Source organism: Flavobacterium sp. FlaQc-30, from assembly GCF_044005885.1.
Taxonomy (GTDB): Bacteria; Bacteroidota; Bacteroidia; order Flavobacteriales; family Flavobacteriaceae; genus Flavobacterium.
Map to the genome: position 1 here is coordinate 1 of NZ_JBIPCO010000031.1, position 402 is coordinate 402.

The 402-nt window shown below is 31.6% G+C and carries 1 protein-coding gene; it reads right to left on the minus strand.

Features of this window, described 5'->3' with window-relative positions; genetic code table 11:
- Positions 1 to 402, minus strand: a 402-nt coding sequence (locus tag ACHRV0_RS21610; protein ID WP_395442512.1) for a DUF2931 family protein, incomplete at both ends; no start/stop codon positions are given.

The following is a 402-nucleotide window of genomic DNA, read 5'->3' on the forward strand; positions in this document are numbered from 1 at the left end:
ATGGTTTATTTTCCGAAACTTTATCCATTCCTACAGTAAGAAATACATTATTGCCATATTTGTTTTGAAATTCAATAAATAGGCTCTCTAGATTTTTTGGTAGTACAATTTGAGCTTCGTACCATTCTTGATCATTTTGTGAGATCCATTGAATATAAAACTGTACAGGAAGTTTTTTACCTTTTGCAACTTTTAGCTTTACATTTTCATTCCATTTTAAGTATGGAATCGGATCTTCATTTGAATATATTATACTGCCATCTTTGGTGTAGCCCGCAATGGCTATACTATAATCTCTTTTATCTTCTTGTTCTGTCGTGAAACCAATATCGTAATCATATTCTTTTTCTCCCTTCTCCCAAATAGAATAAGGAATGCCGTGCAAATAGCGAAAAATATTCA